Genomic DNA, 4,771 nt, shown 5'->3' on the forward strand with positions numbered 1-4,771 from the left:
TCTGGTGTGTTAACTGCACTAATCGCTTCTGATCATGGAGCGAGACGATCCCTATCTGCAAGGAACGTTGTGCAGCAAGACCTCCACCGCCAGCTGATCGAGGGGCAGACCGATGTGCCCCGGATCGGGTCCGTCACCAAGATCGAGTCCATACCCGGGTACGCTGTCCTCGACGCTGACGGCAACGCCGTCGCCCCGGTCGCCTCGTACCTCCTCGGCCTGGTCCTGGACGACAACCGGCCCCTTACCGCCAAGAGCTACGCCTACGACCTGCTGCGATGGTTCCGGGTGCTCTGGCACCTCGACATCGACTGGGACCGCGCGACAGAGGCCGAGGCCACCGCGATGGTCGGCTGGCTGCGCATCGCGCCGAACCCGCAGCGCCGCCGCAGCAACCCGGACTCACCGCCGCCCGGGTCGGTGAACCCCCGCACCGGCAAGCGCTACCTCAAGGCCGGCTACGCGCCCAGCACCATCAACCACTGCCTGACCGTCGTCAGCAGCTTCTACGCCTACCACCGGCACTACAACCGCGGCCCGCTGATCAACCCGGTCCCCGAGTCGGCGGCCATGCGCCGGGCCCTGGCCCACAAGGCCCCGGACAGCCCGATCTCGCCGTTCCGCCGGGCACGCCTCCGCCAGAAGGTCCCCAAGGCCCCGCCGCGTTCGATCCCCGACTCTCTCTGGGACGAGTTCTTCGAGGCGATGACCTGCGACCGCGACCGCGCCGCCATCCTGCTCTACGTCTCCAGCGGCGCCCGCGCGAGCGAGCTCCTCGGCGTCCGACCATGCGACATCGACTGGGCCAAGCAGCTGTTCTGGGTCGTCACCAAGGGCACCGATGATCTCGAACAGGTCCCGGCCAGCCCACAGGCCCTCATCGTCCTGGCCGCCTACCTCGACGCGATCGGCCTGCCGCCAGCGAACGAGCCAGTCCTGCGAACCCGCCGCGGGCCGGACCGGCCACTGACCTACGGCGCGATGCGCCGCGTGATCCAGCGCGCCAACGACAAGCTCGGCACCAACTGGACCCTGCACGACCTGCGGCACACCGCCGCCGAGCGCATGGCCAACGACCCCAACCTCACCCTCTCCCAGGTCCGCGTGATCCTACGACACTCCGACCTGGCCACCACCGGCCGCTACCTGCACGGCCGCGTCGAGGACCTCTTCGACGCCCTCCAGGCCCACTACAACCGCCCCCGCGTTCAACGGACCTTCGCTCCCGGCTACGACCCCGAGGACATGAAGGCGGTGTTCGGTGGCTAGCCGCGGGTTCCTCGCCGACACCTACACCACCCGCAACCGACGCCAGAACTACGACGAGAATCCCCGCAAGACCGAGCCGACGCGCTTCACCAGCGCCATGGTCAAGGCCGTCCCGGCGCCCAGGCCCGAGAAGCCGCCTGCCCCGGTCGGGGACTGGTCGACCGCCGGCGTCGAGGAGATCGCCGACCTGTTCCGCGACCTCCTTCCGGCCCGCACCCGGTCGGGGACTATGAAGCTCCGCGCCGGCGCCCGGGTGCTGTTCGGCCACCTTGAGACCCTGCCGGGCAGCACCTGGCAGGAGCGCTGGGAGGCGAGCGGGTTCAACGCCGAGAAGGCCCCCGCGGTCAACATCCTGGGCCGCCCCGGGGTCGGCTACGACGGCAGCAACGCGACCGCAGCGCTTCGGACGGCGTTTGCCGCCCGGATCATCCAGCCCTCGCTCTCCGGGTTCCGGGCGAACAAGTTCACCGAATACCCCGAGACCTTCCGCAAGATCCAGAACGACCCCCGCCTCGACGAGTACTACACGGGGGTCGACGCCCAACTCCGGATCAGCGAGGACCACCGCAACCGCGCCAAGCTCGACATCGCATGCGCTCTCACAACCCAGGGCATCGCTCTGGAGGACCTGACCCCCTCGGCCCTGCTGCACTACTCGCTGGAGTGCAAGCGGCTCGGCGTCACGCCGGGGGCCAACAACGACACCACCCGCTTCTCCGCCCTGGCCGCCTGGGAGATCCTCCACAAGATCGGGCACTTCCCGGCCGGCACCGCGCCCACGCTGCGGACGTTCATCTACGACGGCCAGCGCACCGTCGAGGAACTCGTCGACCGCTACCAGCTCAAGAACGTTGGCATCCGCCAGCTACTGGTCGACTACCTGACCCGCCGCCGGGCGGACACCGACTACAACACCCTCGAAGGACTCGCCCGGAACATCGCCGGCCTGTTCTGGGACGTCATCGAGGAGCTCAACCCCGGCCAGAAGGACCTCGCGCTCAGCCCGGAGCTCTACGACCAGTGGCGAGCCGAAATTCAGTACTGGCGCAAGGACGGCCGCACCGACTTCACCCGCCGACGCAAGGACCCCGCCACCGTCCTGCTGGCCGTCCGCGCTCTCTACATGGACCTGCACAGCTGGGCCGTCGCCGAACCGGACCGCTGGGCCCACTGGGTCGTCCCCTGCCCGATCCTGCCCCGCGACCTCAAGGGCTTCGGCAAGCGGCGGCGCGAGATCAACCGGCGCATGGCCGACCGCACCCGCATCCGCCAGCCCCTGCTACCCGTCCTGGTCCGCCACGTCGATGACCGACACGAACACCTGGCCGGCCTGCTCGAAGCCGCCCGCCCCGTCCCACTCGGACAGCCCTTCACCCACAACGGACACCGCTACAGCCGCACCAACTCCCGCGAGGACCAGCGCCACGCCAAGCTCCTCACCGAGCCGGCCGTCCGCATCGTCGACCACACCAGCGGCGAGACGATCAACCTCACCCTCGCCGAGGACAGCGCGTTCTGGGAATGGGCCGCCGTCGAAGTGCTCCGACACAGCGGCATCCGCGTCGAGGAACTCGTCGAGCTCACCCACCTCAGCATCCGCCAATACGAACGTCCGAACGGCGAGGTCATCGCCCTGCTGGTCGTCGCCCCGTCCAAAAGCGAACGCGAACGGGTCATCCCGATGTCCGCCGAACTGTTCCACGCCGTCGCCCAGATCATCCGCCGCCTCACCCGCGGCGGCCGGCCCATCCAACTCCTCAGCCGCTACGACAGCCACGAGAAGACCTGGTCAGAGCCCATGCCGTTCCTCTTCCAGCGCAGGCTCGGCACCGTCCTCAACGTCATGGCCCCGGCCACCGTGCTGAACATGGTCGGCCGCAGCTGCGAGGAGATCGCCCAGACCAACCCCGCCTTCCACGGCACCAAGTTCACCCCACACGACTTCCGCAGACTCTTCGCCACCGAGATCGTCAACGGCGGCCTGCCCATCCACATCGGCGCCGCCCTGCTCGGCCACCTCAACCTCCAGACCACCCAGGGCTACGTCGCCGTCTTCGCCGAGGACGTCGTCAAGTCCTTCCAGCAGTTCCTCAACAACCGCCGCACCCTGCGGCCAGAGGAGGAATACGCCCAGATCACCCCCGAGGAGTGGACCGAGTTCGAGGAGCACTTCGACCGGCGCAAGGTCGAGCTCGGGAACTGCGCTCGCCCCTACGGCTCGCCCTGCCAGCACGAACACGCCTGCATCCGCTGTCCCATGCTCCAGGTCAACCCAAAAATGCTCGCGCGCCTGGACGAATTGGAGAAAGATCTGGTGATGCGCCGTCACCGGGCCGAGGCCGAGCAGTGGCTCGGTGAGATCGAGGGCATCGACCTCACACTGACCTTCCTCCGGTCGAAGCGCTCGGACGTCGAGCGCCAGTCTCGGCGCGGTCCTGTCCACCTCGGCCTGCCCCGACTGCAACCCCAGGAGCCGCAGTGACTCGCTCCCTCGACCGCCTTGTCGTCCAGCGGCTGGCGCTCGTCCGATTCCTGTTCACCAGCGGTGTCGACGAGTCCCGCAGAGCCAGCCCGCTGTCGGCGAAGTCAATCCTGTCGTTTCACGATGGAGTGGAGCTGTTCCTCATCCTCGCGGCTGAACACCTGCAGGTGAACATGAAGACGCAGGTCAACTTCGCCGACTACTGGACATCGCTCGGCGCCAGCCTGCCCGCCGGGACCCAGCTGCCCAGCAAGAAGGCCATGGACCGCATGAACAAGCTCCGCGTCGGATTCAAGCACCACGGCTCGATCCCCTCCCAAGCGGACATCGAACAGGTCCGAGGAGACGTCACCACCTTCCTCGTCGATGCCACCCAGCTGGTCTTCGGCGTCGACTTCCACACGCTCGACATGGCCGACCTGGTGACCGACGAGATCCTCAGCACTCGCCTTCGGCGCGCTCAGACAAAAGCCGACGCCGGCGAAATCGTTGAAGCACTCGCGGACCTCAGCGTCGCATTCGACGTCATGATCCAAAGGTTCGGGGCACCCAAGCTGAGCGCAAACGGCTACAGCCCGTTCCAGTTCAAGCCCATCCGCATGTTCCACAGCGACAGCACTGCCGAGATCCGCCAAGTCACCGGTGCGATCGAGGAGTTGCAGCACGCCATGCGCATCATGGCGGCAGGCATCGACTATCACCAATATGCTAGATTTGCCATGATCGTCCCGCGCGTCTATCACCAAGTCAAGCCCGATGGCAGCGACGACGAGTACCAGAACGTGATGCCTGAACTGGTTCATGCCGAGTTCGGCATGGATGAGTTCGAGTTCTGCCGACAATTCCTCATCGAGTCAGCGATCAAGGTCGCCACCATCGACTTCGAGCTGGACCTCTACGACCGGAACCAGACCTTCTACGCCCGCAACCGGGAAGTTGCGTCTGCGGGAGAAGCCTGACGAGCTCAGGGGCGCCAACCCGGCGCCCCTGAGCATGCGCGTTGACAAGGTGCAGAGAAGC

General features: G+C 67.1%; 3 protein-coding genes. All 3 read left to right on the forward strand.

Annotated features, from left to right (window positions below; translation table 11 throughout):
• Window positions 1–69: 69 nt before the first annotated feature.
• Genes IE98_RS0141245 through IE98_RS0141255 form a run of 3 tightly spaced genes read left to right on the forward strand, consistent with a single transcriptional unit; the run spans window position 70 to window position 4,710 of the window.
• The gene (locus IE98_RS0141245) at window positions 70–1,269 is read left to right on the forward strand and encodes a tyrosine-type recombinase/integrase (protein ID WP_078661713.1); all 1,200 of its coding nucleotides are present in this window, start codon (window positions 70–72) and stop codon (window positions 1,267–1,269) included.
• Window positions 1,262–3,751, forward strand: coding sequence for a site-specific integrase (locus IE98_RS0141250; RefSeq protein WP_234443890.1), 2,490 nt, complete (start codon window positions 1,262–1,264; stop codon window positions 3,749–3,751). The genes IE98_RS0141245 and IE98_RS0141250 overlap by 8 nt, the downstream gene beginning before the upstream one ends.
• Entirely contained in the window at window positions 3,748–4,710 is a 963-nt protein-coding gene (locus IE98_RS0141255; RefSeq protein ID WP_030277837.1) for a hypothetical protein, read from the forward strand. The genes IE98_RS0141250 and IE98_RS0141255 overlap by 4 nt, the downstream gene beginning before the upstream one ends.
• The last annotated feature ends 61 nt before the right edge of the window (window positions 4,711–4,771 follow it).

The sequence above is a fragment of the Streptomyces sp. NRRL B-24484 genome, from assembly GCF_000717715.1.
Lineage (GTDB): Bacteria > Actinomycetota > Actinomycetes > Streptomycetales > Streptomycetaceae > Kitasatospora.